The following is a 2580-nucleotide window of genomic DNA, read 5'->3' on the forward strand; positions in this document are numbered from 1 at the left end:
TTCTATATTCCGCTTCAGCTTTACTCTTTTTATTTCCTCGTTCCTCTAGTTTTTTGATTGCAAGGGAAAGAGTTTTTCTCAATCCCTGCAATTCATTATATAGATCCTGCATCTTTATTCACCTCTATAAGTAAAATCTTCCACCTAGCCAGTATTGTAGTTCTTTACCTTTTAGTCCTAATTCTTCATATTTTCTTTGTAAGTTTTGCTTAAGTTTCAAATCTAATGATCTATCTTTATTTCCTTCTACTCCATAATCCCCATGATGGCAATCCCAACATAAAGCTATTAGACTATATATAGTTTCACATTGTCTTCTCTTGCCATTTCCGCCTATGATATGATGATGTTGTACCATGTAGTTGCTTCCGCAATTTTCACACAGACCTTGACTTCTTTCTTCTACTATTTGATGTCTTTCTTTACTCGTTAATCCGTCCATTTGTTTCCTCCTCAATAAAAAAGATGTCGAATTACTACTCTTATGCTTAGCTCTAACACCTTGTCCATCTTTTATACCTCCTTAACTACTACCTCTATCCTCGGATTATCCTTGTCCACTTCAAAATGATTAGCCCAACCTCCATTTTCATTCCAACCATCATTAGGTATTACTCCTGCTTCAACTAATCCATCCCAAATAAATTTTACTGCTGCCGCTATATTGTCTGGATCTCTTCTTTTGTTTTTTGCTATCCAAGTTATATCTAAGAATATTCTTTTTTTCTTTGGAATTTTCTTTGATGCCCATGACACTAATTCTGTATTTTCTCTTTTCATGTCATTATAAGGTTGATATTTCCCTCTGCCTTTTTTAGCTGCTGCAACTATCTCATTCATCCCTGGCATTTCACCAGGTATTACTATTTTCAATTTATTTCACCCCTAATATACTTGTCCAAATATATAATTTTAAGAATGTTCTGTCTTTTATTTTTATATCTTTTCTGTTTCTTCTCCATATTTTTAACATATTGAACCCCCTAATCTTTGATGTACCATTCGCCCTCTAGTATCTCTATAGCTTGTCTAATGCACTCTTCTGTTGTCATTCCTCTTGTAGTTGCTATTTCTTCTATAGCTTTTAATAGTTCTGATTGTAGTTCAATCATATTATGCTTCTCTCCCTTCTTTGTGAAGTCATACAACTGTTTTTTCTTCTTTCTTGACTAAATACTTGTCCTAATTTTAAAATTGCTCTAATCGCTTTTAAATTCGTCTAGCTATTTCATATATCACATTTACAGTTACACTATTTCCTGCTTGTTTATATAGCTGACTGTCTGAATTCACTTGTCTTGCTCTTCTGATAGGAAATATTTTTTGTCTACTTGTTCCTCTAGGATATCCGATAATGAACACCCTTTCCCTATTTTGGGGGACTCCAAAATCCTTGCTGTTAAGCAATTGCCATTCGACATCATACCCCAGTTCCCAAAAAGTGTTGAGGATTGTTCCGAAAGTCCTTCCTCCATCGTGGTTAAGCAACCCTTTGACGTTTTCAAGGAAAACAAGTTTTGGCTGTCTTTCTCGAATAATTCTCGCGATTTCAAAGAATAAAGTTCCTCTAGTATCTTCAAACCCTCCCCTTTTGCCAGCAACCGAGAAACTCTGGCAAGGAAATCCTCCTGTGATACAGTCGAACTCGGGGATATCTCTAGGGTTAACTGTTCGTATGTCATTTGAAAACCACTCTCCTTCCGTATCATATATTGCCCTATAACTTTTTTGTGCAAACTTATCTATTTCACACCAGCCTACACATTCATGCCCTGCCATTTCCATTCCTGTTCTAAAACCTCCGATACCTGCGAACAAATCTATAAACTTCACATCAAACCTCCTTTATAATGCTTTCTATTAGATTTATAACTTCCATAAAATATCTATTTGTATCAATTACATAATCACATTTACATATCTTAAAATAATCAGTATCTTTTTCAGCTCTTTCCTCTGCTTCAAAATATTTCATGTTACCATTTTTTGTACTTCTATCTCTTTTAATTATTCTTTTTATTCTTTCTTCTTCATCACATACTAGAAATATAGTTACTACATCAGCATCTTTAACATTTTGTTTAACTTCATTTGCCCCATGAGGACATACAACGTATATTGAAGTGCCTTTATTCTTGTATTGATCTTTTGTTGCCCAATAATAATTTCCGTATTTTTCTTGACAGGCTATCATATCAGTTTTATCTATAATCATTTTTTCTATTTCCAGATTTCCCTCTATTATTTTTTCCCATTTTTTAGGTATATATTTGACAAATATATGACCCCATTCTCCATTAAATCGTGGCTTTCTATTGGTATATGACATTATTACATTGTATCCTTTAGCATATAACAGTTTTGCAATTTCTGTTTTTCCTGTTCCACTTGCTCCAACTAAATTTATTATTTTATCCATTATCTTACCTCCTTGATTTTATATTCGCCTGTATTAAAATCAGCTTTTCTAAAACTCTCTAAATAATTCTTTCCTTGAAACAGATAGTAATCTTTATATTCTTTTACTAAGGTACCTGTAAAATATAATGTTCCTAGTTTGTTACTTTCAGATGTGTATCT

The 2580-nt window shown here is 33.2% G+C and carries 5 protein-coding genes; all 5 read right to left on the reverse strand.

Annotated elements, in window-relative coordinates; all coding sequences use genetic code 11:
- Nucleotides 1-124 precede the first annotated feature (124 nt).
- Nucleotides 125-442, reverse strand: a complete 318-nt coding sequence (locus KQI42_RS20550) for a hypothetical protein (protein WP_216522677.1) — start codon at nucleotides 440-442, stop codon at nucleotides 125-127.
- 71 nt (nucleotides 443-513) lie between these two features.
- Entirely contained in the window at nucleotides 514-873 is a 360-nt protein-coding gene (locus tag KQI42_RS20555; RefSeq protein ID WP_216522679.1) for a RusA family crossover junction endodeoxyribonuclease, read from the reverse strand.
- Nucleotides 874-983: 110 nt separating this feature from the next.
- On the reverse strand, nucleotides 984-1112 hold the full coding sequence (locus tag KQI42_RS20560; RefSeq protein WP_216522684.1) for a ribbon-helix-helix protein, CopG family: 129 nt from the start codon (nucleotides 1110-1112) through the stop codon (nucleotides 984-986).
- 97 nt (nucleotides 1113-1209) lie between these two features.
- Entirely contained in the window at nucleotides 1210-1833 is a 624-nt protein-coding gene (locus tag KQI42_RS20565; RefSeq protein ID WP_216522686.1) for a DNA cytosine methyltransferase, read from the reverse strand.
- 1 nt (nucleotide 1834) lies between these two features.
- Nucleotides 1835-2419 (reverse strand): AAA family ATPase, encoded by a 585-nt coding sequence (locus KQI42_RS20570; protein ID WP_216522688.1) that lies wholly within the window; start codon nucleotides 2417-2419, stop codon nucleotides 1835-1837.
- Nucleotides 2420-2580: the final 161 nt, after the last annotated feature.

This window comes from Tissierella simiarum (genome assembly GCF_018917865.1).
Taxonomy (GTDB): Bacteria; Bacillota; Clostridia; order Tissierellales; family Tissierellaceae; genus Tissierella_C; species Tissierella_C simiarum.

Coding starts and splice junctions, on each gene's coding strand:
- KQI42_RS20560 (WP_216522684.1), bottom strand. CDS start 1,112: ATGATTGAACTACAATCAGAACTATTAAAAGCTATAGAAGAAATAGCA.
- KQI42_RS20570 (WP_216522688.1), bottom strand. CDS start 2,419: ATGGATAAAATAATAAATTTAGTTGGAGCAAGTGGAACAGGAAAAACA.
- KQI42_RS20550 (WP_216522677.1), bottom strand. CDS start 442: ATGGACGGATTAACGAGTAAAGAAAGACATCAAATAGTAGAAGAAAGA.